General features: G+C 75.8%; 18 protein-coding genes, 1 tRNA gene and 1 pseudogene. 6 read left to right on the forward strand and 14 right to left on the reverse strand.

Annotated elements, in window-relative coordinates; all coding sequences use genetic code 11:
- The 6 genes and pseudogenes from SK069_RS18855 to mnmA all read right to left on the reverse strand — a co-directional run.
- A pseudogene (locus SK069_RS18855) lies at positions 1-213 on the reverse strand (hypothetical protein); the annotation flags it as partial.
- 239 nt (positions 214-452) lie between these two features.
- Positions 453-833 (reverse strand): Holliday junction resolvase RuvX, encoded by a 381-nt coding sequence (ruvX, locus tag SK069_RS18860; RefSeq protein WP_319955813.1) that lies wholly within the window; start codon positions 831-833, stop codon positions 453-455.
- Positions 834-878: 45 nt separating this feature from the next.
- On the reverse strand, positions 879-3,527 hold the full coding sequence (gene alaS, locus SK069_RS18865; protein ID WP_319955814.1) for an alanine--tRNA ligase: 2,649 nt from the start codon (positions 3,525-3,527) through the stop codon (positions 879-881).
- 62 nt (positions 3,528-3,589) lie between these two features.
- A complete protein-coding gene (locus tag SK069_RS18870; protein WP_319955815.1) occupies positions 3,590-3,898 on the reverse strand; it encodes a hypothetical protein in 309 nt (102 codons plus the stop codon).
- Between the two features lie 59 nt (positions 3,899-3,957).
- Positions 3,958-4,377 (reverse strand): DUF6529 family protein, encoded by a 420-nt coding sequence (locus SK069_RS18875; protein ID WP_319955816.1) that lies wholly within the window; start codon positions 4,375-4,377, stop codon positions 3,958-3,960.
- 73 nt (positions 4,378-4,450) lie between these two features.
- Entirely contained in the window at positions 4,451-5,917 is a 1,467-nt protein-coding gene (gene mnmA / locus SK069_RS18880) for a tRNA 2-thiouridine(34) synthase MnmA (RefSeq protein WP_319955817.1), read from the reverse strand.
- A gap of 182 nt (positions 5,918-6,099) precedes the next feature.
- Between mnmA and SK069_RS18885 the strand changes: the two genes are divergently transcribed.
- Complete coding sequence (locus SK069_RS18885) at positions 6,100-7,458, forward strand: esterase/lipase family protein (RefSeq protein WP_319955818.1); 1,359 nt, start codon at positions 6,100-6,102, stop codon at positions 7,456-7,458.
- A 20-nt stretch (positions 7,459-7,478) separates the two neighbouring features.
- Here the strand turns inward: SK069_RS18885 and SK069_RS18890 are convergent, their stop codons facing one another.
- On the reverse strand, positions 7,479-9,032 hold the full coding sequence (locus SK069_RS18890; protein ID WP_319955819.1) for a flavin-containing monooxygenase: 1,554 nt from the start codon (positions 9,030-9,032) through the stop codon (positions 7,479-7,481).
- Between the two features lie 104 nt (positions 9,033-9,136).
- On the opposite strand from SK069_RS18890, the gene SK069_RS18895 reads away from it, so the two are divergent.
- Positions 9,137-9,832, forward strand: coding sequence for a TetR/AcrR family transcriptional regulator (locus SK069_RS18895; RefSeq protein WP_319955820.1), 696 nt, complete (start codon positions 9,137-9,139; stop codon positions 9,830-9,832).
- Between the two features lie 36 nt (positions 9,833-9,868).
- Here SK069_RS18895 and SK069_RS18900 read toward each other — a convergent pair whose 3' ends face one another.
- A complete protein-coding gene (locus tag SK069_RS18900) occupies positions 9,869-10,858 on the reverse strand; it encodes an agmatinase family protein (protein ID WP_319955821.1) in 990 nt (329 codons plus the stop codon).
- Positions 10,859-10,898: 40 nt separating this feature from the next.
- Positions 10,899-11,540, reverse strand: a complete 642-nt coding sequence (locus SK069_RS18905) for a TetR/AcrR family transcriptional regulator (RefSeq protein ID WP_319955822.1) — start codon at positions 11,538-11,540, stop codon at positions 10,899-10,901.
- A 139-nt stretch (positions 11,541-11,679) separates the two neighbouring features.
- On the opposite strand from SK069_RS18905, the gene SK069_RS18910 reads away from it, so the two are divergent.
- The gene (locus SK069_RS18910) at positions 11,680-13,836 is read left to right on the forward strand and encodes an MMPL family transporter (protein ID WP_319955823.1); all 2,157 of its coding nucleotides are present in this window, start codon (positions 11,680-11,682) and stop codon (positions 13,834-13,836) included.
- Between the two features lie 75 nt (positions 13,837-13,911).
- Complete coding sequence (locus SK069_RS18915) at positions 13,912-15,387, forward strand: amino acid permease (RefSeq protein ID WP_319955824.1); 1,476 nt, start codon at positions 13,912-13,914, stop codon at positions 15,385-15,387.
- 82 nt (positions 15,388-15,469) lie between these two features.
- Here SK069_RS18915 and aspS read toward each other — a convergent pair whose 3' ends face one another.
- The 4 genes from aspS to SK069_RS18935 form a co-directional block, all read right to left on the reverse strand.
- Positions 15,470-17,395 carry an aspartate--tRNA ligase gene (gene aspS / locus SK069_RS18920; protein WP_319955825.1) on the reverse strand — a complete coding sequence of 642 codons (1,926 nt, stop codon included), beginning with the start codon at positions 17,393-17,395 and terminating at the stop codon, positions 15,470-15,472.
- 339 nt (positions 17,396-17,734) lie between these two features.
- Positions 17,735-19,114, reverse strand: a complete 1,380-nt coding sequence (hisS, locus tag SK069_RS18925) for a histidine--tRNA ligase (protein WP_319955826.1) — start codon at positions 19,112-19,114, stop codon at positions 17,735-17,737.
- Complete coding sequence (locus SK069_RS18930; protein WP_319955827.1) at positions 19,111-19,752, reverse strand: MBL fold metallo-hydrolase; 642 nt, start codon at positions 19,750-19,752, stop codon at positions 19,111-19,113. The genes hisS and SK069_RS18930 overlap by 4 nt, the downstream gene beginning before the upstream one ends.
- 4 nt (positions 19,753-19,756) lie before the next feature.
- Positions 19,757-20,110 (reverse strand): hypothetical protein, encoded by a 354-nt coding sequence (locus SK069_RS18935; protein ID WP_319955828.1) that lies wholly within the window; start codon positions 20,108-20,110, stop codon positions 19,757-19,759.
- A gap of 108 nt (positions 20,111-20,218) precedes the next feature.
- Here SK069_RS18935 and SK069_RS18940 point away from each other — a divergent pair, with 108 nt between their 5' ends.
- Positions 20,219-21,343 carry an asparaginase gene (locus SK069_RS18940; protein WP_319955829.1) on the forward strand — a complete coding sequence of 375 codons (1,125 nt, stop codon included), beginning with the start codon at positions 20,219-20,221 and terminating at the stop codon, positions 21,341-21,343.
- 271 nt (positions 21,344-21,614) lie between these two features.
- Here the strand turns inward: SK069_RS18940 and SK069_RS18945 are convergent, their stop codons facing one another.
- Entirely contained in the window at positions 21,615-22,739 is a 1,125-nt protein-coding gene (locus SK069_RS18945) for a hypothetical protein (protein ID WP_319955830.1), read from the reverse strand.
- 114 nt (positions 22,740-22,853) lie between these two features.
- Between SK069_RS18945 and SK069_RS18950 the strand changes: the two genes are divergently transcribed.
- Positions 22,854-22,927: transfer RNA gene (locus tag SK069_RS18950), tRNA-Met, on the forward strand.
- Positions 22,928-22,963: the final 36 nt, after the last annotated feature.

The raw sequence follows: 22,963 nt of genomic DNA on the forward strand, positions 1-22,963 counted from the left end.
ATCGGATGGCGCGCCGGCGGACGGTCCCGCCGCGGCCGGCGGGGTCCCGGGGGCGCCGGGCGCGCCGGGGTCGGCGGGCGCGCGAGCGCCGTCGAGCTCCTCGAGCGAGCGCGGGACCGGCCGGCCCTCCCGGCGCGCCCGCCGCTGCTCGCGCTCCAGGCGCGCGCGACGCCGGTCCTCGGCCGAGCGGTCGCCGTCGCCTCGCCGGCTCACGCGGCGCGGCTCCGGGTCCGGGCGCAGGAACGCTCGACGAGGCTCATCGGCGCGACACGCTAGACCACCCGCGGGCGTCCTGCGCACCTCCCCGTCCGCGACGCCACCCGGTCGGGACCCCGAGGGCGTGGTCCGCGAGAGCAGGCGTTTCCTCCCCGCGACCCGCGCGAGCCGGAGCGCCGCGCCGTGCCGCCGACGGCGCGGCGGAGCCGGGGAGGGGCCCCTGCGGGCGGCGCACGTCAGCCGCCGCGCACCCGCAGCCACTCCTCCAGCAGGACCGCCGCCGCGCGCGAGTCCTCGTCCGCGCTGCCGCCGGCCTGCTGCGCCATGCGCGTGGTGAAGCGCTCGTCGTAGAGCTCGACCGGGACGTCGGGGCCGAGGCGCTCGGCGAGCGCCGCCGCGAACGCCCGCGCCTCCTCCGTCTGGGCCGTCTCGCCGCGCAGGCCCACCGGGAGCCCGACCACGACGCGGCCGACCTCGCGCTCGGCGATGAGCCGGTCCAGCTCGCGGCGGCCGCGGCGCGCGCTCACCCCGCGCACCGCCGGCAGCGGGGTGACGATCGTGCCCGTCGGGTCGCTGATCGCCACGCCGGTGCGCCCGGAGCCGTAGTCGAGGCCCATCACCCGCACGCGCTCCGCCCCGTCCCGCGCCGCTCGCCGTCCCGGTCAGGCGCCGAGCGCCGCGGCGATCGCGTCGCGGGCGGCCTGCAGCGCGTCGTCGGTGCGGGCGGGGTCCTTGCCGCCGGCCTGGGCCATCGTGGGCTTGCCGCCCCCGCCGCCGCCGACCGCCGCGGCGGCCTGCTTGACGACGTCGCCGGCCTTGACCCCGCGCTCCACGATCTCGGGCGCGACGGCGACGAGCAGCGCCACGCGGTCCTCGCCGGGCGCCGCGAGCACGACGACGCCGGGGGCGCCGAGCTGGCCCTTCACGCGGTCGGCGACGTCGGGCAGGGCCTTGCCGACCTTCGGGTCGCTGCCGTCCACGCGCGCCACGACGACCGGCACGTCGCCGATCGGCTGGGCCTGCGCGGCGAGCGCCGCCTCGTCGATCCCCCCGGACGCTGCCGCCTTGCCGCCGCCCTTGGCGTCGTCGCGGAGCTTCGCGATCCGCTCGGGGAGCTGCTCGGCCGGGACGCGCGCCACCGCGGCGGCGTCCTCGAGCAGCCGGTCGCGCTCCCGCAGCGCGTGGACCGCCACGGGGCCGGTGATCGCCTCGATCCGCCGCACGTTCGCCGCCGACGAGGTCTCCTGGGTGATCTTGAAGAGCGCGATCTCGGCGGTGTTGCCGACGTGCGTGCCGCCGCAGAGCTCGCGGCTGAAGCTGCCGTCGCCGATCTCGACCATTCGCACGACGTCGCCGTACTTCTCGCCGAACAGCGCCTGGGCGCCCATCGCCTTGGCCGCGTCGAGCGTCGTGGAGATCGCCCGGACCGGCTCCGCGGCCAGGACGCCCGCGTTGACCCGGTCCTCGACCCAGCGCAGGTCCTCCGGCGTGAGCTTCGCCGGGTGGCTGAAGTCGAAGCGCAGCTTGTCCGGGCGCACCGCCGAGCCGGCCTGGTGGACGTGGTCGCCCAGGCGCTCGCGCAGCGCGGCGTGCAGCAGATGGGTCGCCGTGTGGTTGCAGGCCGTGGCGTGCCGCGCCGTGCGGTCCACGCGCGCGACGACGGCCGTCCCCGCGGTCAGCGGCCCCGTGGCCTCGACGCGGATCGCCTGGTCGTCGCCGGCGCGCACGAGTCCGGCGACCCGCGCCAGCTCGCTGCCGTCCTCCGCGAGCAGCACGCCGGCGTCGGAGACCTGACCGCCGCCCTCGGGGTAGAACGGCGACTCGGCGAGCTTCACGTAGGTCGCGCCGTCGCGCTCGAGCACGCCGGTGATCGTCGTGCGCTGCTCGAGCGCCGCGTAGCCGGTGAAGTCCGTCGTCTCCTCGGCGACCTGCGCGGCGATCGAGCCGGCGGCGGCGCCGCCGTGGTCGCCGCGGCGCGAGCCGGCCTTCGACCGCTCGCGCTGCTCGCCCATGAGCCGGTCGAACTCCTCCTGGCCGTGCCAGGCGACGCCGCGCTCCTCCGCGAGCTCGATCGTCATCTCGACCGGGAAGCCGAACGTGTCGTGCAGCCGGAACGCGTCGGCCCCGGACACGGCGCCGGCGTCCAGCAGCTGGCCCAGGAGGCTCGTGCCGGCCTGCAGCGTGCGGCCGAAGCCCTCCTCCTCGGCGGTCACCCAGGTGCGGATCTCCTCGCGGCGCTCGACGAGCTCGGGGTACGCGGCGCCCATCGTCTCCACGACGACGTCGAGGTAGCGGCCGAGGAACGGGCCCTCGATGCCGATCCGGCGACCCTGGACGATCGCGCGGCGCATGAGCCGCCGCAGGACGTAGCCGCGATCCTCGTTGGACGGCACGACGCCGTCGGAGATGAGGAACGTCATCCCGCGCGTGTGGTCGGCGAGGATCCGCATCGCCCGGTCGACCGCCTCGTCGCCCTGCTCGTAGCGCGTGCCCGAGAGCTCCTCGGCCAGGGCGATGAGCGGCGCGAACTGGTCGGTCTCGAAGATCGTCTCCTTGCCCTGCAGGAGCATCGCCATCCGGTTGAGGCCCATGCCGGTGTCGATGTTGTTCGTCGGCAGCGGCACGAGCGTCGAGGACCCGTCCTCGTGGGTCGTCTGGTCGTACTGCATGAGCACGAGGTTCCAGAACTCCATGAACCGGTCCGACTCGTCCTCGCCGGGCTTCGTGGCCGGACCGTAGTCCGGGCCCCGATCGAGGTAGAGCTCCGTGCACGGACCGCAGGGCCCGTTCGGTCCGGCCTGCCAGAAGTTGTCCTCGCGCCCGAGCTCGACGATCCGCTCGCGCGGGACGCCGACCTCCAGCCAGTGCTCGATCGACTCCGTGTCCGGCCCGAGGCCGAGCTGCTCGTCGCCGCCGAAGACCGTCACGAAGACCTTCTCGGGGTCGAACCCGAAGCCCTCCGTCGTGAGCTCCCAGGCGAAGGCGATCGCCTCGCGCTTGAAGTAGTCGCCGATCGAGAAGTTGCCGAGCATCTCGAAGCACGTGAGATGCCGCGCGGTGACGCCGACGTTGTCGATGTCCGGCGTGCGGAAGCACTTCTGGCAGCTCGTCAGGCGCGGAGCGGGCGGCTGCTCGGCCCCGAGGAAGTACGGCTTCAGCGGGTGCATGCCCGCGGTGGTGAGCAGCACCGACGGGTCGTGCTGGGCCGGCACGAGCGACGCCGACGGCAGCCGGCGGTGCCCCCGGGCCGCGAAGAAGGCCAGGAACGTCTCGCGGATCTCGTCGCTGGTGACCGGCCGATCGGTGCTCACGCCCGCGATTGTCCCGAACCCGCCCGGCCGCGCGCGTCCTGCCGGTCGACCGCGAGCCGACGTCAGTCGCCCCGCCGCCGCTCGCGGGCGTCCTCGGCGGCCTCGCGCCGCGCCTCCCGCGCCTCCTCGGCGGCGTCGCGACGCTCCTCGAGCGCGTCGCGGGCGGCGTCGCGACGGTCCTCCTCGGCCTCGAGCGCGGCGACGCTCGTCGTTCCGAGCTTCGCGGTGACGGCGCCGATCGCCCCGATGGCGATCGCGACCGCCACCAGCAGCGACCCGAGCAGCTGGCGGCGCGCCGTGCGGCGCTCGGCGCCCGGGTCCGCAACGGCCGGGGCCGTGCGCTCGGGTGCGGAGGTCGGGTCTTCGGGCATCGTCGTCGAGGGATCGGCGTGGCGGGGCCGGCGTCGGCACCGCGGCGGGGCCGGGGGTCTCAGAAGAGGAAGGGCCTCGCGGTCGTCGCCCACGTCAGCGCCAGCAGGGCGAAGAGCGTCGTGCCGAGGTACGGGAGCAGCCGGCCGGCCGCGTGCCACCAGCGCACGACGACGATCTTCAGGACGAGCACCGCGGCGAGCGCCCAGCCGGCGACGGCGTGGATCGACGCGTCGTCCTCGAGCTCGCCGTAGGAGAGGCACGCGATCCCGACGAGGACCACGAGCACCACGATCGCGTCGCCCGAGGCCCGGTGGGTGAGCGCCGCGGGCCCGGAGCCGAGGAACGCGGGCCGCAGCCGCCCGTAGACGACCGCCGCGAGGACGAGCTGGTAGACGGCGAGCGCGGCGACGACGGACGCCAGGGCGACCTTCACCTCGGTGAGGTTGCCGTTCGTGAGGCGCTGGAGGAGGTCCTCCACGGCGAGGAGTCTCGCAAGGGTCCCGGCGGTGGTCCAGCGCGGCGACGGCCGGCGTCGGTCCGGGCGGCACCGATCAGGCGATCGTCGCCGAGCCGACCACGACGTCGCCGGCGAGGAGCATCGCCGCCTGCCCCGCCGCGGGACGCAGCTGGGGGGTCGCGAGGCGCACGGTCGCCCCCTCGGGCGCCTGGTCCAGGGTCGCCGCCTGCGGTGGCTGGCGGTAGCGGAGCTTCACGCCGTCGACGACCTCGGCCGGCCGGTGCAGGACGAGGCCCTCGAGCGCCACGCGGTCGGTGAGCAGGCGCTCGCGGCGCCCGATCGTCACGACGTTCTCGGCGACGTCGGTGCCGACGACGTACCGGGGCTCCCCCGCCCCGCCGCCGAGGCCGCGGCGCTGGCCGACGGTGTAGTGGTGCGCCCCGCGGTGCTCGCCGACGACGCGGGCATCGCGGTCCAGGTCGCGGATCGGGCCGGGACGGTCGGGCAGGTCGCCGTGGCGCTCGAGGAACGCCGACCGGCCGGTCCCGGCGAGGAAGCAGAGGTCCTGCGAGTCCGGGGTGCGCGCGACCGGCAGGTCGGCGTCGGCGGCGATCGCGCGCACCGCCGGCTTCTCGAGCTCGCCGAGCGGGAAGCGCATCCGCGCGATCGTCTCGGGGGACAGCGCGCTGAGCATGTAGGCCTGGTCCTTGCCCGGGTCGACCGCGAGCCGCAGGAGGCCGTCGGCGGTGGTGCGGGCGTAGTGGCCGGTCGTGAGCGTCGCGCACCCGACGCGGTCGGCGAGCTCGAGCATCGCGTCCAGGCGGACGTGCCCGTTGCAGCGCACGCACGGATTCGGCGTCCGGCCCGCGCGGTGCTCGGCGATCCACGGGTCCACGACGCCGGCCCGGAACGCGTCGCGCAGGTCGAGGGTCAGATGCGGCAGCCCCATCCGGTGCGCGAGGTCGCGCGCGCGGCGCACGGCGCTGTGCGAGCAGCAGCTGGACTCGGCGTCGTTGGCGGGGTCGCGCCAGAGCTCGAGCGTCACGGCGACGGCGTCCGGGTGATCGCGGACCGCCATCAGCGCCGCCACCGCGGAGTCGACGCCGCCGCTCATCGCCACGAGCGTCGGGCCGGTCGTCGCGTCGGGCGCGCCGTGCCCGGGGGCGGCCGCGCTCCTCCCGCGGGGCCCCGGTCGACCGTCGGCGGCGACCGCGGCGCCCAGCGCGCGGTGCAGGGCGTCGGCGACGAGCTCGGCCGCGTGACGCTTCCCGGGGTGCAGGCCGCCGACCTCCGCGGCGAGCGCGTCGACCGAGATCCGCGCGGCGTCGCGGACCGTCGCCCCGTCGAGCAGCTCGCAGGCGATCGACCCGCAGACCGTCAGCGCCCCGCAGCCCTCCGCGACGAACCCGGCCGCGGCCACGCGATCGCCGTCGACGGCGATCCGCAGCCGCACGAGGTCCCCGCAGGCCGCGCCGCCGGCGACGCCGTCGTGCCCCGCGCGCGGCAGCGCGCCCCGGCCGGTCGGGGCGCGCAGGTGCTCCTCGTAGCGCCAGTCGGCCACCGACCGAGGGTAGCCCTCCCGCGCGCCGACCCGCGGTCGCCGTGGCCCGGGCGGCGCGTGCGCGGCGGTCGACCACGGCGGTGGACGCCGCGCCGCCGGTCCCGGGGTCGCCGCGCGGTCCGGCTGCAACGCGTCCGCCCGTTCGGTGTACGGTTGTGTACCGAACTCGCCGGAGGTCGTTCGTGCAGTCCCAGGAGATCCTCGCCACCACCCGCGTGACCGCCGACGCCTGGACCGGCGCCGTGCGCCACGTCCAGGGGCTGCACCGGACGGTCGCGCGTCGCGCGTTCGGATACGGCGGCCTGCGCCCGTCCCGCTCGCCGGTCGCGCGCGCCCACGACCTCGTCGCCGACGCGGTCTACGGCGCCGTCGCCACCGCCGGCCGGCTCGCGCTGCGCGGCGCCGGCGAGCTCGCCGCGGCGGGCCGGCGCCCCGACGCTCCGCGCCTGGCGGAGCTGCCCGCCGGCGACCTGGCGCTCGGCGCCCTGAACGGCGCCTTCGGCCGCCGCTTCGCGGCGACCGGCAGCCCGCTCGAGCTGCCGATGACCCTGCGCCACCGCGGGCGCGACCTCGACCTCTCCCCCGCCGCGCTGCGCCGCGACTTCCCGCTGACCGACGGCCGCGTCGTCGTGCTCGTCCACGGGCTCTGCCTCACCGACGCCTCGTGGCGCGCGCCGCGGCGCTCCCCCGCGCAGGACGACGTCGACGCCGGCGGCGGGCACGACATGGCCCTGCAGGGCTCGGGGGCCGACGCCGCCGACCTGCGACACGCCGCGCGCGAGGCGGCCGACGCCCGGTCGTTCACGACGCTCCTGCACCGCGAGCTCGGGTTCGACGTGCTGACGCTGCGCTACAACACCGGCCGCCGGATCCCGGCCAACGGCGCCGACCTGGCGCGGCTCCTCGAGCGCCTCCACCAGACGTGGCCGGGCGGCCTGCGGGACGTCGCCCTCGTCGGGCACTCGATGGGCGGCCTCGTGGTGCGCAGCGCCGGCGCGGCGGCCACCGCGGCCGGGCACGGCTGGCCGAGCCGGGTGCGCGACGTCGTGCTGCTCGGCAGCCCGCAGCTCGGCGCGAACCTCGAGCGGCTCGCGGCGACCGGCGCGTGGGCCGCCGGGCTCGTGCCGGAGACGCGCGGCATCGCCGACCTGCTGGCCCTGCGCAGCGACGGCGTCCTGGACCTGCGCGACGGCCTCCTGCTCGACGAGGACGCGCCGGCGGCGATCGACCGCTGGCCGTGGGGCGAGCGCGGCACGCCCGTCCCGCTCCTGCCGGGCGCCCGCCACCACGCCGTCGCGGTCACGCTGCACCGCGACCCGGAGCGCTGGCTCGCCCGGTCCGTCCTCGGCGACCTGCTCGTCACGCCCGCCAGCGCGCTGGCCCGGGCCCGGGGCGCGCGGAGGCTGACGTTCGCCGCCGACGACGTCGTCCTCATGGGTGGCCTGTCGCACTTCGACCTGCTGCACCACCCGCGCGTGTGGGCCCACCTGCGCCGCTGGCTCGCCCCGACGCCGGCGCTCCCGGCGGCGACCGCCGCTTGATCGCTCGCGGCGACCGCCGCTCAGGCGGTCGCGGCCGGCTCGCTCGCCGGCGCGGGGGCGTCGACGCGCGGGTCCAGGCGGTACATCGAGCGGTCGAACCGCGCCAGGCGACGGCGCATGTTGAACGTGAACGACGGCCAGAGCGTCGTGTTGCGGCCCTCGCTGTCGAGGTACCAGCTCTTGCAGCCGCCGGCGGTCCAGACCGTTCCGCGGAACTTGTCGCCCATCTCGCGGACGAACGCCTCCTGGACCTCCGGCTTCAGGTCGAACGCGCCGGCCCGCTCGCGGTCGAGCGTGCGCAGCGCGTCGAGCACGTACGGGACCTGGGACTCGATCGTGTAGATGATCGACGTGTGGCCCTGGCCGGTGTTCGGGCCGACCATGAGGAAGAGGTTCGGGAAGCCGCTGACCGTCGTCCCCATGAACGAGCCCATCCCGCCCTCGTTCCAGGCGTCGGCGAGGCGCTTGCCGCCGCGCCCGTGGACGATCTCCGCCACGGGCTGGTCGGTGACGTGGAAGCCCGTGCCGAAGATGATCGCGTCGACCTCGCGCTCCGTGCCGTCGGCGGCGACGATCGAGCGCGGGCGGACCTCGCTCACCCCGTGGGTGACGACCTCGACGTTCGGCTTGCCGAGCGCCGGGAGGTAGTCGTTGGAGATGAGGATCCGCTTGCAGCCGACCTCGAAGTCCGGGCGCAGCTTCTCGCGCAGGACCGGGTCCTTGACCTGCATCCGCAGGTGGGCCTCGGCGATGCCGCGGAGGATCCGCCCCGTGGGTCGCGCGTACTTGTAGGGCAGCATGAGCAGCTCGCGGCTGCCGTAGATGATGCCCCGCATCGCGCGCTGGGCGGCGGGGAAGCGCCGGTAGAGGAACCGCTCGACCGGGGTGATCGGGCGCGACGGACGGCGCAGGATCCACGGCGGCGTGCGCTGGAAGACCGTCATGTGGCCGACCTGCGGCTGGATCCGCGGCACGAACTGGATCGCGGAGGCGCCGGTCCCGACCACCGCGACGCGCTTGCCGCGCAGGTCGTAGTCGTGGTTCCAGCGGGCGGAGTGGAACGTCTCGCCCTCGAACGACTCCAGGCCGGGCAGGTCCGGGATCAGCGGCTCGCAGAGCGGGCCGGTGCCGGAGACGAGGATCCGGGCGGTGACGGTCCCGCGCTCGGTCTCCACCGTCCAGCGCTGCGTCTCGTCGCTCCAGCTCGCCTTCGTGACGCCGGCGTTCGCGCGCACGTGCGGATCGACGCCGAACCTCGCCGCGACGTCGAGCTGGTAGCGCCAGATCTCGCCCTGCGGGCTGAACGTGTTCGACCAGTTCGGGTTCGGCGCGAACGAGAACGAGTAGAGGTGCGACGGCACGTCGCAGGCGCAGCCCGGGTAGGCGTTGTCGCGCCACGTGCCGCCGATGTCGGATGCCCGCTCGAGGACCACGAGGTCGCGCTCGCCCTCGCGCAGCAGCGCGATGGCCATCGCGAGGCCGCTGAAGCCGCTGCCGACGATCGCCACGCGCACCTCGGCGGGGAGCGGCTCGGCGTAGGAAGCGGGGGTCGGACGGACGGCGACGGTGGACATGGGATCCTTTCGGGCGACGGGATGGCGCTCGGCGCTACCGAACAGTAGCCTACGGTGACGTAACCGGAAAGCGACGTCCCGGTTCACGCCCGCTCTCCCCACGCATGATCCCGCCCGACGCCCCGCTCCCGCCCGCACCCGCCGCACCCGGCGACGTCGAGGGCTTCCCGCGCGGCCGCGTGCCGCGCGCCGTGCGCGAGCGCCAGGTCCTCGGGCTCGCCCGCGGGCTCTTCGCCGAGCGCGGCTACCAGCAGGCCTCGATGGACGAGCTCGCCTCGCGCGCCGGCGTCTCCAAGCCGGTGATCTACGACCTCGTCGGCAGCAAGGAGGCGCTCTACGAGCGCTGCGTCGCCGAGACCGCCAGCGAGCTCGCGCGGGTCGTGACGGACGCCGTCCAGGCCGCCACGAGCCCCGAGCAGCGCCTGCGCGACGGGGCGACCGCGTTCCTGCGCTGGGTCGCCGAGCCGCACGGCGGGTGGGACCTGCTCCTGGCCCCGGGCCCGGAGGCCGGCCGCGAGCCGATCCTCGAGATCCGCCGCCGGCAGAGCGCGCTGCTCACCGAGCTGCTGCGCGCGACGCTCGCCGAGCTCGGCACGAGCCTCGAGCCCTGGCGGGTCGAGGCGATCGGCGCGGCGCTGAACACCGGCTTCGAGGGCATCGCGTTCTGGTGGCGGGAGAGCGAGCACGAGGTCTCGGCCGAGGAGCTCGTCGACTGGCTCACGAGCATCTACCTGCCGGGCATCTTCGCGATCGTCGACTCGCCCCACGCCTCGCCCCTGCCGCGCCCCGACGCGGCCTGACGCGCGAGGCCCTGCGTCCGGCGAGCGCCGCGCGCCTCAGCCGGCGCGGCGCCGCAGCGCCACGCCGGTGAGCGCCTCGCGGACGATCCGGTCGGCCACGAGCGCCGTGAGGTCCCGCGACCCGACGCGCTCGGGCAGGACCTCGACGACGTCCATCCCCGCCAGCGTCACGCCCTCGCCGACCGCGCGGCAGGCCCACAGGAGGTCCGCCGCCGTCATGCCCCCGGGCTCCGGCGTGCCCGTGCCCGGGGCGTACGCGGGGTCCAGCACGTCGACGTCGACGGAGAGGAACGTCGGCGGCGCCTCGCCGGAGAGCGCCGGCCGGCCGACGATCGCCAGCGCATCCTGGACGACGGCCCGGATGCCCCGGTCGCGCACGTCGTGCAGGAAGAACGACGTGATCCCGCGCTCACGCTGCCAGGAGAGCTCCTCCTCGCCGGGCCAGTACCCGCGCAGCCCGATCTGGACGTAGCGCTCCGGGTCGACGTGGCCGGACTCCACGAGCCGGTACATCGGGGTGCCGTGCGAGCGCTCGACGCCGAAGACCGTCCGCCCGGTGTCGGTGTGCGTGTCGAAGTGGACGAGCCCGATCGGCCCGCCGTGCGCCTCGGCGCATGCCCGGACGTCGGGCTCGGCGATCGAGTGGTCGCCGCCGAGGACGACCGGCAGGGCGCCGGCCGCGAGGACCTGGGCGACGGTCGCCTGGATCGCCTCGTGCGAGCGCGCGGGGTCGGCGGGGAGGATCGGCGCGTCGCCGAAGTCGACGACGCGCAGCTCGGCGAACGCGTCGATCCGCGCTTCGAGGTGGGGTCCGGGCGGGCACGACGCGGCGCGGATCGCCCGCGGTCCGAACCGCGCCCCCGGGCGGTCGGAGACGAGCTCGTCGATCGGGGCGCCGACGATCGCGACGTCGACGCCCGCCAGCTCGGCGGGGTCCTCGGTGTACGGCTGCCCGGCGAAGGTCAGGAGCCCGGCGTAGTCGGGCTTCTCGCCGTAGGCGGCCCAGCGCTGCAGCGGATCGAGCATCGCGTGCAGCCTCGCAGGACCGCGCGCCGGCGCGGGCGGGTCAGGCTGTCGGGTCCGCCGCCGCGCCGCGCGACGACCCGACCCACTGCGCCGTGAGGCGGGCGATCCACTCCTCCTCGTCCGGGAACGGGAACGACGGCATCGCCTTCGTCACCGCCACGCGCCCGTGGAGGGTCGTCCAGAGGAACGTCCCGACGACGAACGCGTCCTCCTCCCCGAGCACGGGATCGCAGCGGCGCGCGGCCGCGGCGACGCGCAGGAGCACCGCCAGGCCGGCGCCGGCGATGCCGTCGTCGCCCCGCGGCAGGTCCTTGCGGAAGTTCGTGTGGAAGATCGCGGCGTACCAGCCGGGCTGCTCGCGGGCGAAGGCGAGGTAGGCGCGCCCGAGCGCGGCGACCTGGGCGACCGGGTCCCCGTCGTGCTCGGCCTCGGCGGCGGCCATCCGCTCGTCGAGGGCGGCGAAGCAGCGGACCTTCACCGCCGTCACGAGCTCGTCCTTGTCCGCGAAGTGCAGGTACAGCGACGTCGGGCTGACCCCCGCCGCCGCCGTCACCGCGCGGACCGAGAGCGCGTCGACGTCCTGGACCTCGGCGAGCTTCTCGGTCGCGGCGTCGAGCAGCGCGACGCGGAGGCGGTCCCCCTCGCCACGCGGGTTGCGCCGTCGTGCGGGCGACCTGCTCATCGGTCCCAGCGTAGCCGTCGGACCGGCCCGCGCGGGACCCCCGCGCTGACTTGACGGCGTTCACTGAACGCTGTACGTGTACGGCCGTCCGTCACGCGACCGCCCCACGCGCCGCCCGTCCCCGCACCAGGAGCCCGTCATGTTGTCCCGCCTCGCGGAGCTCGGCATCCGTCGCCCGCGCGCCGTCGCGGTGCTCGCCGCCGTGGCCTTCCTCGTCGTCGGCGCGCTCGGCGGGCCGGCCGCCGGGATCCTCGACCGCGACCGGGCCTTCGACGATCCCGGCGCGTCCTCGACCGACGCCCGGCTCGCGCTCGAGCGCGCCACGGGCCAGGCGGCGGAGCCGGGCGTGCTCGTGCTCGTCGACGGCGCGCCGGGCTCCGCCGCGGTCGCCTCCGCGGTCCGCACGCTGGACGCCGACCGCGCGGTCGCGCGGGTCACGGCGCCGCCATCCGCGACGGGAGGCTCGCCGCTCGTGTCGCGCGACGGGACCCGCACGGTCGTCGCCGCGACCCTGCGCGCCCACGTCGACCGCGAGGCCGCGGTCGAGCGATTGGAGGACGCGTTCGCGGACCGGCGCGACGCGCGTCTCGGCGGGCCCGACGTCGCCTTCGTCCAGGTCGGCCAGCAGGCGTCGGAGGACCTCGCCGGCAGCGAGCTGCTCGCGCTGCCGGTCCTCGCCCTCCTGACGTTCCTCTTCTTCCGCGGGATCGCCGCCGCCCTCCCGCTGGCGATCGGCGGCCTGACGGTGCTCGCGACCTTCGCGCTGCTGCGGCTCGCGAACCTCGCCGTCGACCTCTCCCCCTTCGCGCTGAACCTCGTGATCGCCGCGGGGCTCGGCCTCGCGATCGACTACAGCCTGTTCCTCGTCTCGCGCTTCCGGGAGGAGCTCGGCGACGACCGGCCGATCCCGGACGCCGTCCGCCGCACGATGGCCACCGCCGGGCGCACCGTCGTGTTCAGCTCCGTGACCGTCGCCGCCGCGCTGGCGTGCCTCTGCGTCTTCCCACTGCCGTTCCTGCAGTCGATGGGGATCGGCGGCGCGCTCGTGTCGCTCGTCGCGGCGGCGTCGTCGCTCGCCGTGCTGCCGGCGCTGTTCGTGCTGCTCGGCCGGCGGCTGGGCAAGGTGCGGCCCCTGCCCGAGGGCCACGGGCGCTGGCACCGGCTCGCCTCGGCGGTCATGCGCCGCCCCGGCCGCTTCGCGATCGTCGCCGCGGTGGTGATGCTCGTCCTCGCCGCCCCGGCGCTGCGCACGGCCTGGACGGGCGTCGACGCGTCGATCCTGCCGGAGAGCAAGAGCGCCCGCGTCGTGGCGGACGCGATGGCCCGCGAGTTCCCGGCGGTCACGACGAACCCGATCACCGTCGCCGTGACGGCGCCGTCGCAGGAGCGGGAGGGCGTTCAGGCGTACGCGACCGCGCTCGCCCGGATCCCCGGCGTCGAGCGCGTCGCGCCGCCGCGTCCGGTCGGACCGGCGCTCTGGCAGGTCGACGTGACGGCGCGCGGCAGCGCGATCTCCGACGAGGCGATGCGCACGGTGCAGCGGATCCGCGATGCCGCCGGGGACCAGCGCGTGCTCGTCGGCGGCGCGTCGGCGGCGCAGCTGGACCAGCGCGACGCGATCAGCCGGATGCTGCCGCTCGCCGCCGGGCTGCTGCTCGCGGCGACGCTGTCGATCCTCTGGCTCATGACGGGGTCGGTGCTCCTGCCGATCAAGGCGCTCCTCATGAACGTCCTCACGACGGCCGCGGCGACCGGGATCCTCGTCTGGGTCTTCCAGGACGGGCGGCTGGAGGGCCTGCTGGGCTACCGCAGCCAGGGCGGGATCGAGCAGACCGACTTCCTCGTGATGGTCGCGATCGCGTTCGGCCTCTCCACCGACTACGGCGTCTTCCTGCTGACGCGGATCAAGGAGGCGCGCGACGCGCGGATCGCTCGGGGCGCCGGGCCGGAGCTCGAGCGGGAGGCCGTCGCCGTCGGGATCCAGCGGACCGGGGCGATCGTCTCGGCCGCCGCGATCCTCCTCGCGGTCGCGCTGGGCGCGTTCCTCACGTCCGACGTCGTCTTCCTGCAGCAGCTCGGGCTCGGCGCGGCCGCGGCCGTGCTCCTGGACGCGTTCATCGTCCGGACGCTGCTCGTGCCGTCGCTCATGGCCCTGCTCGGCCGCTGGAACTGGTGGTCGCCCCGGCCGCTGCAGCGGCTCCACGCGCGGATCGGGATCAGCGAGGGGCCACCGCCCGAGCCCGCGCGTGCCGCCGCGGGCGCGCGACCGGGCACTCCCGCCGACGTGCCGCGGTAGCGACCGGGGCGCGCTGGGTACGGAGGACGGTCAGGCCCCCCGGGGCCCGCCTCGTCCTCCGCCCCCGGAGCCCCCATGAGCGCGCTGAGCAAGAAGCCGATCGCCCTCTCGATCGCCGACACCGAGAACCCGGAGCACCAGCTCAACCGGGTGATGGGCCCCGGACGCCTGACGCTCTTCGGCGTCGGCGTCATCGTCGGCACCGGGATCTTCGTCCTCACCGGCGTCGCCGCGGCCGAGAAGGCCGGGCCCGCGGCGCCGCTGTCGTTCGTCGTCGCCGCGATCGCGTGCGGCCTCGCCGCCCTCTGCTACGCCGAGTTCGCCTCGAGCGTCCCGGTCGCCGGCTCGGCCTACACGTACTCCTACACGTCGCTCGGCGAGCTGTTCGCGTGGATCATCGGCTGGGACCTCATTCTCGAGTTCGCGTTCGGCGCGGCGACCGTGGCGAAGGGCTGGTCGGGCTACTTCACGACCCTCATGGACGACATCGGCGTCACGTTGCCGAGCTCGATCGCGGGCACGGAGGCGGACTTCAACGTCCCGGCGGTGCTCATCGTGGCCTTCGTCGCGTGGGTCCTCATCCGCGGCATCCAGGAGAGCTCGCGCCTGAACGTCCTGGTCACGATCGTGAAGCTCTCGGTGATCGCGCTCGTCATCGGGCTCGGCATCGCCTACATCGACGTCGACAACTGGAAGCCGTTCATCCCCGACGGGCAGTCCGGCACCGCCGCGACCGGCCTCGACGAGACGCCGCTGATCCAGGAGATCCTCGGTCAGCCGACGAGCGCGTTCGGCGTGCCCGGGATCTTCTTCGGCGCCTCGCTCGTCTTCTTCGCGTTCATCGGCTTCGACATCGTCGCGACGACCGCCGAGGAGACGAAGAACCCGCAGCGCGACCTGCCGATCGGCATCTTCGCGTCGCTCGTCATCTGCACGATCCTCTACGTGCTCGTGAGCCTCGTCGTGACCGGGATGGTCCCGTACACGAAGCTCGGCGTCGACGCCCCGCTGGCCTTCGCGTTCCAGGAGAACGGCGTGACGTGGGCCTCGACGCTCATCTCCGTCGGCGCCCTCGCGGGCCTCACCTCGACCGTGCTGATCCTCATGTACGGCCAGACGCGCGTGTTCTTCGCGATGGCGCGCGACCGCCTGCTGCCGCCGGCGTTCGCCCACGTCCACGAGCGCTACCGCACGCCGTACCGGATCACCTTCGTCACCGCGATCGCGGTCGCCCTGCTCGCGGCGCTGCTGCCGCTGAAGGTCCTCGGCGAGGCGACGAACATCGGCACGCTCTTCGCGTTCGTCCTCGTGTCGATCGCCGTGATCGTCCTGCGGCGGACCGACCCCGACCTGCCGCGCGCGTTCCGCACCCCGCTCGTCCCGCTCGTCCCGATCCTGTCGGTGCTCGCCTGCCTCTGGCTCATGCTCAACCTGCCGGTCGGCACGTGGCTGCGGCTCGTCGTCTGGATGGCGATCGGCTTCGTCGTCTACGTCCTCTACGCGCGCAAGCACAGCCGGGTCGCCGGCGACCCGGCCGCCGACGGCCGCTGAGCCCAGCCGCTCAGCCCGGGCCGGGTCCCCGGGCGACGGCCGGCTCGACCGTGGCCGGTCCGCGGCCGGCCCCCGTCGCGGATCAGCCGGCGGCCGGCGGCTCGACCGTCGAGCGCAGCGCGAGGTCGCGCAGCTGGGCCGCGTCGACCGGTGCCGGGGCGCCCGTCAGCGGGTCGCCGCCCGAAGCGGTCTTCGGGAACGCGATGACGTCGCGCAGCGAGTCGCGGGCGGCGCAGAGCGCGGCGAGGCGGTCGACGCCGAACGCGATGCCGCCGTGCGGCGGGGCACCGGCCTTCAGGGCGTCGAGCAGGAAGCCGAACTGCTCGTGGGCCTCCTCGGGGGTGAAGCCGAGGAGCTCGAGCACCGCCTCCTGCTGGTCGGTGCGGCTGATGCGGACCGAGCCGCCGCCGACCTCCCAGCCGTTGACGACGAGGTCGTAGGCGCGCGAGCGCAACGCGCCCGGCCCCTCGGCACCGTCGGGCCCGTAGGTGCCCGAACCGCGCAGGTCGTCGGCGGTGACGTCGCCGCCGCCCGGCGCGCACGGCTGGGTGAAGGGATGGTGCAGCGCGTCCCACCGCTGGTCGTTGCGCTCGAAGGCCGGGAAGTCGACGACCCACAGGACGTCGTTGCGGTCCTCGCGCAGGTCGAACCGGTCGGCGAGCTCGAGCCGCAGCGTGCCGAGGACCGAGGCGGCCGTCGGCGCCTGGTCGGCGACGATGAGCAGCAGGTCGCCGGGCGACGCGGAGAGGGTCGCCTTGATCGCGTCGATCTCCTCCGGGGTGAGGAACTTCGCGATCGGCGAGCGCCAGGAGCCGTCCTCCTCGACGAAGCCCCAGACGAGGCCGCCGGCGCCGCCCTTCTTCGCGATCTCGGTCAGCTCGTCGAGCTGCTTGCGCGGCACGGTCAGCGCGCCGGCGTTCAGGCCGCGGACGACCCCGCCCCCCGCGAGCGTCCCGGCGAAGACCTTGAACTCCGTGTCGCGCAGCGCGTCGGAGAGCTCCTGGATCTCGAGGCCGAAGCGGCGGTCGGGCCGGTCGTTGCCGTAGCGCAGCAGCGACTCGTCGTAGGAGAGCCGCTCCCACGCGGGGGGCTCGACCTCGAGCCCGCCGGCGGCGAACGCGCGCGCCATCACGCGCTCGAACGTCGCGATGACGTCCTCCTCGTCGACGAAGCTCATCTCCGCGTCGAGCTGGGTGAACTCCGGCTGGCGGTCGGCGCGCAGGTCCTCGTCGCGGAAGCAGCGCACGACCTGGTAGTAGCGCTCGATCCCGGCGATCATGAACAGCTGCTTGAAGAGCTGCGGCGACTGCGGCAGGGCGTAGAAGCCACCGGGCTGCAGGCGCGAGGGGACGAGGAAGTCGCGCGCGCCCTCGGGCGTCGAGCGCGTGAGGTAGGGCGTCTCGATGTCGAGGAAGCCCTCCTCCTCCATCGCAGCGCGGATCTCGCGCACGATCCGGCTGCGCAGCAGCAGCGCGTCGCGGTTGCGCTCGCGGCGCAGGTCGATGACGCGGCGCTTCAGGCGCAGCAGCTCGTCGACGTCGCCGTCCTCGTCGACCGGGAACGGCGGCGTCTCCGCCTCGGCCAGGACGTCGATCGCGGCGACGCGCAGCTCGACGTCGCCCGTGCGCATCTTCGGGTTGACGTGCTCGTCCTCGCGGGCGCTGATCTCGCCGGCGACGGAGATCACGTGCTCGGGCCGCAGCCGCTCGGCCGCGGCGAACACCTCGGGCCCGCAGTCGGCGGGATCGAAGACGACCTGCAGCAGGCCGGTCCGGTCGCGCAGGTCGACGAAGATCAGCCCGCCGTGGTCGCGCCGCCGGTGCACCCAGCCGGCGACCCGCAGCTCGACGCCGACCGCTGCCCGGCCGACGTTGCCCGCCCACTGCGAGCGGAAGCGGTTCTCGTGGACCGGCGCGCGCGCGACGCTGTCGCGGACGAGCTCGGCGATCCGCTCGTCGGTCGAGCGCGCGGAGGACTCGGCGGACGCAGACGACTCGGGAGCAGGCATGGCGGCGAACGGTACCGCCGGGCGCTCGGCGCGGGGGTCCCGGCCCCGCCCCGGGCGCCGGACCGGGCGGGCACCAAGCCGGAACGTTCCGCGACCGGCCCCTACCAGGGGGCGATTCCCGGAGCGTTCCGCGACGGACCCTCCGCCGAGGGAGCCTTCCCGGAACGTCCCGCGCGCGGCGTCGACGAGGGGCGCGGTCCGGAACGTTCCGCGGCCGGCCCCCGTCAGGGGCGATCTCCCGGAACGTTCCGCGGCTGGCCCCCGTCAGGGCGATCTCCCGGAACGTTCCGCGGTCGCCCCGGCACCGGTCGTGGCCGGGGCGCCTCGCCGGCGGCGCGGCTACTCCGGCGTGGGCTCGTCGTCCGGCCCGGACCACCGGTCCAGGCGCGCGAGGGCCGCGTCCGCGTCGGCGACCTGCTCCTCGACGCCACCGTCGCGATCGCGGACGGTGACGGCGCCGTCGTCGGCGACGGTCACGAGGTAGCGCGGGTTCGCGCGATCGGCACGGCGGCGCTGGCCCTTGAAGCCGCGACCGGCGAGATCGAGCTGCGCGCCGTAGCCGCGATCGGAGAGCGCGCGCGCCAGCGCGAACGCCTCCCGACGGCGCCCGTCGGCCCAGATGACGTACGCTGCCGGGCGCCGGAGCGCCGCGGGGTCGAAGTCCTCGCCCGCGACGAGCAGCAGCCGCTCGATCCCGGACGCCCATCCGACGGCGGGCGTCGCCGGGCCGCCGAGCTGCTCCAGCAGGCCGTCGTAGCGGCCGCCGCCACCGACGCCGGACTGGGCGCCGAGCGCGTCGCTCGTGAGCTCGAAGACCGTGCGGCTGTAGTAGTCCAGGCCGCGGACGAGGGTCGGGTCGACCTCGTAGGCGATGCCGGCGTCGTCCAGCAGCGCGCGCACCTCGGCGAAGTGCTCGGCGTCCTCCGGCGACAGGTGGTCCAGCAGCAGCGGCGCGTCGCGCATGACCTCGCGCGTCGCCGCGTCGTCGCTGTCGAAGGCGCGCAGGGGGTTGAGGTCGATCCGGGCGACGACCTCGGCGCTCAGCCGATCCTCGTGGGCGCGCAGGAACGCCGTCAGCCGCTCGCGGTAGGCCGCACGGCTCTCGATCGACCCGAGCGACCCCAGCCGCAGGCGCAGGGTGCGCGCGGGCCCGGCGGCCGTCGCCTGCTCGAGCGCGGCGCCCAGGTCCTCGCTCTCCAGCTCGCCGGCGACGGCGCGGCGGCGGACCGGGTCCGCCGCCGCCTGGTCGAGGAACGCACCGACGATCCGGTGCTGCAGGACGATCGACTCGGCGTCGAGGGCCGGGTCGTCGCTGCCCAGGGCCTCGGCCCCGAACTGCCAGAACTGGCGCTGGCGACCGGCCTGCGCGCGCTCGTAGCGGAAGAACGGCCCCCAATACCAGAGCCGCACCGGCTGCGGCAGCTTGTGCATGCCGTGCTCGAGGTACGCGCGGGCCACGCCGGCGGTGCCCTCCGGCCGCAGCGTCACGGAGCGCTCGCCGCGGTCGGTGAAGGTGTAGGTCTCCTTCTGCACGACGTCGGTCGAGGCGCCGACGCCGCGGTGGAAGAGCTCGGTGGACTCGAAGATCGGCGTCTCGATCCGCCGGTACCCCGCGCCCTCGAACCGCTGGCGGGCGATCTGCTCCAGCAGCTGGCGCTTCTCCGCCTCGTCCGGCGGGACGTCGTGGGTGCCGCGCAGCGCGCGGAGCGGCTCGCTCACGCGCCCTGCAGGTCGAGCAGGAACGGGTTCGTGCGCCGCTCCTGGCCGAGCGTCGTCGGGCCCATGTGGCCCGGGTAGACGGCGGTCGCGTCGTCGAAGCGCTCCAGCAGGCCGGCGATCGAGCGCATGAGCGTCGCGTGATCGGCGCCCGGCAGGTCCGTCCGGCCGACCGAGCCCTGGAAGAGGACGTCGCCGGAGAACAGCGCGCCCTCGTCGGGCAGCGCGTACGTGACGTGGTCGGGGCTGTGGCCCGGCGTGGAGACGACCTGGAAGTCGAAGCCGGCCAGCGACACGACGTCCCCGCCCTTCACCGGGTGCTCGGCCTCGTAGCCGCGGAACGGGCCGAAGCCCTCCCACCGCATGACGGCGTTCGGGTCGCGCAGGATCTCCAGCTCGCCCTCGGGGCACCAGACCTCGGCGCCGGTGGCGTCGTGCAGGTCGGCCACCGCGCCGATGTGGTCGAAGTGCGCGTGCGTGACGAGGATGCCGGCGAGCGTCACGCCGAGCTCCTCGAACGCCGCGAGGAGCTTCGGCGCCTCGTCGCCCGGGTCGACGATCACGGCCTCGCGCGCCTCGGGGCGACGGACGAGGAAGGCGTTCTCCTGGATCATGCCCAGGGTGAACATGCGGACGTCCACGGGGCTACCTCCGGCTCGTGGGCTGGCCGCCGAGCTTGGCGATCCGGCGACGGTAGAAGAAGCGATCGGCGTAGAAGCCGAACGGCGTGTACATGCCGACGAGCACGACGCCGGTGATGACGATCGACAGCGGGCTGCCGCCGAGGACGAGCATCACGACGACGAAGATCCCGGCGGCGACGAGCGCGCGGATGAAGGCGCTGCGCCACGTGGGCGGGCGCATCCGCGGATCGGCCGGCTGGCGCTTGCCGCCACGTCCTGACGCCGAGGACGCGCGCGGGCCCGTGGTCCCGTGCCGCTCGATCATCCCGGCGGCGTTGCCGCGGTGCTTGGTCCGGCGCTTCGTCTGACGTGCCATGCGCCCGCCAAGGGTACCGGCGCCACCGCCCCGCGAGTCCGGCGCCGCCCGGACGAGCGGTGGCCGTCGTGCGGGGAGCGATCGACGCGACCCGTACCCTGGACGCGGATGGCTCGCACTCGCCTCGGCCTGGTCCTCACGGGAGGCACGATCGGCTCGACCAGCGCCGGCGAGGCGGAGGTCGTGCGGCTCGTGCGCGGCCCGGACGCCGGCGGCCTGCCGAGCTGGCTCGCCGGCCCGCTGGCGGAGTTCGGTCCCCACCAGCTGACGGTCCGGCGGCCGATCGAGAAGCACTCAGAGGAGGCGCGCCCCGACGACTGGTCGGCGATCGCGGGCGCCTGCCGCGCGATGGTCGCCGGCGGGGTGGAGGCGATCTGCATCCTCCACGGCTCCGACACGATGAGCTATGCCGCCGCGGCGCTCTCCTTCGGCCTGGCGGACCTCGACGTCCCGATCGTCCTGACCGGCAGCAACCTGCCGCCCGACGCCGCCGCCAGCGACGCGCGCACGAACGTCGGGGCGGCGATGACGGCGCTGCGCGAGCTGCCCGGCGGCGTCTACCTCATCTTCGCGGGGATCCCGGGCGGCGACGCGCTCGTCCACCTCGGCACGCGCGTGCGCAAGGAGCGCGCGGCCGGCACGGCGTTCGTCTCCCCCAACGGCGGACCGGTCGCGATCGTCCGCAGCGGTCGCGTCGTGCGCCTGCGTCCCTGGCCGCGCCCGCGGCCCCCGGAGGACGTCCCGGTGGCCGCACGGTTCGACGCGCGGGTGCTCGAGCTGCGCGTCCACCCCGGGCTGCCGTTCACCGCGATGGAGGCGGCGTACGTCGCCGGAGGGCTGCACGGCGTCGTGACCGAGCTGTACCCCTGCGCGACCGGGCCGACCGGCGACGACGACACCTCGCTCGAGCGCTTCGCGCGCTTCGTCACCGAGCGCGGCGGGATCGTCGTCGGCACGGTGCCCGCGACCCCGGACGCCGGCGACGCGCCGTACCCGTCGCTGCCGACGCTGACGAGCGCCGGGATCGGGTTCCTGCCCGGCGTCCTGACGTCGACGGCGACGGTGAAGCTCATGTGGGCGCTCGCCGCCAGCGACGGGGACCCGGCGCTCGTCCGCAGCCTCATGCGGCGCACGATCGCCGGCGAGTCGATCGTCGGCACCGCCGGCCCGGCGCTGCCGGCGCCCGTCCGGCCGGAGACGGCCGCGCTGCGCGGGCGGCCGGTCGCCCGCTGAGGGACCCGGCCGAGCGTCGCGCGCCGGGCGCCCGGGCCGCGGCGCCCTCTCGCGACGCTGCGGCGTGGCGCCGCCGCGTCCGCGTCGGTGGGTGCGCCGCCGCGCCAGCTTCGCTGGGGCGCCGCCGGGCCAGCTTCGGTGGATCGGCGAGGTGCCGTACCGGCTTCGGCGGGGGGCCGGTCGCGGAGAGCGGGGGCCGGACCGCACGGACGCGTCGACCGAGATGGCGTGGCCGCTGCGCGGGCGCCGTCGCTCGGCCCGGCAGTGGCGATCAGTCCGCGAGGACGTCCTCGAGGATCCGCCGGCCGCGGACGGGCAGGTCGTCGGGGAATCCGGCGAAGGCCGCCCGCGGCGGCAGGCCGACGACCTCGCACGCCGCCACCGGCGCGTGCGCCGCGACCGCGGCGACGAGCCGTGCGAGCGGCACGGCGCGGTGGTCCTCCACGTTGCAGGAGACCTGGGCGATCGGGGCCGGCCCGTCGACCGGCACCGGGGTGCGCGCCGCCGTCTCGGCGAGCTGGGCCCGCTCGATCGCGGGCTCGTCCGTCGCCGAGCCGGTGCCCTCGTCCGTGGCCCTCGGCGTGTCGCGGTTCCCCGTTCGCGACGGACTCGCGGTCCGCGCCCCGGAATCCGCGTCGGCACCGGCGGCGGGCCCCGGGTCCTCGGCCGCTGCCCCGCGGCCGGCCGCCAGCCCCTCGGGGTGCCGCAGCTCGAGCCCGATCGCGCGGACGCCGGGCAGGCCGTCGGCGCCGCCCTCGCGGACCGCCGCGGCGATCCGCCGCGCGTCGTCGACCGTCGCCGGTGCGGCGAGCTCCACGTTGAAGGCCAGCAGCGGCGGGCGCGCACCGACGAGGACCGCCCCCGCCGTCGGGTGCAGCCGTGCGGGACCGAAGTCGGGGCGCAGCTCGCCTGCCGCGAGGCGCCGGGCCAGCGCCCCCGGTCCACCGCGCCGGACCTCCGCGCGGGTACGCCCGTCGCCGAGCAGCCCGTAGAGGAAGACCGGCAGCCCGAGCGCGCCGAGCCGGTCGCCGAGGACGAGCGCCTCGAGGATCGCCGCGCCCCGACGGGCGTCGTCGAGGAAGACGATCGGCGCGACATCGAGCGCGCCGACGTGCGGGTGGATCCCGCGCGCGGTGGCGAGGTCGATCCGCGCGAGCGCCTCCGCCGCCCCGGCGGCGACGGCGTCCGCGAGCGTGCCCGGCGTCCCGGCGAGCGTGTGGACGCTGCGGTGGTGGTCCGGATCGACGTGCACGTCGAGCACCCGCGCTCCGCCGGAGGCGTACGCCGCGCCGACCGCGTCGACGACGGGCCGCAGGCGGCCCTCGCTGACGTTCGGCACCGCGAGCAGCAGGCGCGGGTCGGCGGCGTCGGTCGGGATCTGCGCGGGCCGGTCCACGCCCCGGATCCTGACGCCTCGGGCGCGCCCGTCGACCGTCGGCCGGCCCGGTGTCCACGCCCAGCGCCCCGACCGGCCGCGCCGGCGTGCGGGACGCTATGCTCCACCGCCCCCGCCGGAGTAGCTCAGTCGGTTAGAGCAGCGGAATCATAATCCGCGTGTCGGGGGTTCGAGTCCCTCCTCCGGCATCCCGAGAAGGCCCGCTACGGCGGGCCTTCCTCGTT

Source organism: Patulibacter brassicae (assembly GCF_033949425.1).
GTDB classification, from domain to species: Bacteria; Actinomycetota; Thermoleophilia; order Solirubrobacterales; family Solirubrobacteraceae; genus Patulibacter; species Patulibacter brassicae.

Coding starts and splice junctions, on each gene's coding strand:
- ruvX (WP_319955813.1), bottom strand. CDS start 833: ATGGGCCTCGACTACGGCTCCGGGCGCACCGGCGTGGCGATCAGCGAC.
- SK069_RS18870 (WP_319955815.1), bottom strand. CDS start 3,898: ATGCCCGAAGACCCGACCTCCGCACCCGAGCGCACGGCCCCGGCCGTT.
- SK069_RS18890 (WP_319955819.1), bottom strand. CDS start 9,032: ATGTCCACCGTCGCCGTCCGTCCGACCCCCGCTTCCTACGCCGAGCCG.
- SK069_RS18895 (WP_319955820.1), top strand. CDS start 9,137: ATGATCCCGCCCGACGCCCCGCTCCCGCCCGCACCCGCCGCACCCGGC.
- SK069_RS18900 (WP_319955821.1), bottom strand. CDS start 10,858: ATGCTCGATCCGCTGCAGCGCTGGGCCGCCTACGGCGAGAAGCCCGAC.
- SK069_RS18905 (WP_319955822.1), bottom strand. CDS start 11,540: ATGAGCAGGTCGCCCGCACGACGGCGCAACCCGCGTGGCGAGGGGGAC.
- SK069_RS18910 (WP_319955823.1), top strand. CDS start 11,680: ATGTTGTCCCGCCTCGCGGAGCTCGGCATCCGTCGCCCGCGCGCCGTC.
- SK069_RS18915 (WP_319955824.1), top strand. CDS start 13,912: ATGAGCGCGCTGAGCAAGAAGCCGATCGCCCTCTCGATCGCCGACACC.
- aspS (WP_319955825.1), bottom strand. CDS start 17,395: ATGCCTGCTCCCGAGTCGTCTGCGTCCGCCGAGTCCTCCGCGCGCTCG.
- SK069_RS18935 (WP_319955828.1), bottom strand. CDS start 20,110: ATGGCACGTCAGACGAAGCGCCGGACCAAGCACCGCGGCAACGCCGCC.
- SK069_RS18940 (WP_319955829.1), top strand. CDS start 20,219: ATGGCTCGCACTCGCCTCGGCCTGGTCCTCACGGGAGGCACGATCGGC.